The organism is Allokutzneria sp. NRRL B-24872, assembly GCF_002155965.1.
Classification (GTDB): domain Bacteria; phylum Actinomycetota; class Actinomycetes; order Mycobacteriales; family Pseudonocardiaceae; genus Allokutzneria.
The window spans coordinates 1-705 of the sequence record NZ_MUMH01000452.1; the positions used below are offsets into that span (position 1 = coordinate 1).

1 protein-coding gene is annotated in these 705 nt (G+C 71.5%); it reads left to right on the plus strand.

Going from position 1 to position 705, the window contains the following annotated elements; all coding sequences use genetic code 11:
* The coding region (locus CCN37_RS38620) for a hypothetical protein (protein ID WP_210408440.1) at positions 1-705 on the plus strand (705 nt) is incomplete at both ends.

Genomic DNA, 705 nt, shown 5'->3' on the forward strand with positions numbered 1-705 from the left:
CGCCGCCCCCCGCCACGGACACCGTGCACCACCTGGAGAACGCGGGCGCGTCGACCCTCACGGCCATGGCCGGGGACACCTTCACCGGCAAGCTCGCCGCCCGCACCGAGACCAAGGCCGGCAAGGCCGTCGCGAAGGTCCGGGTCCGCTTCACCGTCGTCGGCGACAGCGACACCACGTTCCTCGGCGGCGAGAAGGTGGCGACCGTCATCACCGACAGCACGGGCAAGGCCACCGCCCCCGCGCTCGTGGCCGGCGAGAAGACCGGCACCGTCACGGTCCGGTCCACCGTCGTGGGCCGTACCGTGACCGCCCTCGACCACAAGGTCACCGTCACCGCCCGCGCGGCCGACGCCCTCGCCCGCACCGGCACGGACGCGCTGACCTGTGTGGCCAACGGCGAGTTCGCCGAGCAGATCGGGGTCAAGGCCACCTACAAGGGAGCGGTCGCCGACAAGGTCGCCGTCAAGGCGACCCTGATCAAGTCCCTCATCGACCCCACCGCGAACGACAAGGGCCCCTACTTCGGCAAGGACGCCGCGGGCAATCCGATCCGCACGCTGACCGCTCTGGAGACCGACGCGGACGGTGCCCTCAAGCTCCCGAAGCTCTACGCGGACGACACCGTCGGCACGTTCCTGTTGCGCATCGAGACCGAGGGCGGCGCGACCCTCACGCTCGAACTGAAGGTGGAGGCCCCGGCGG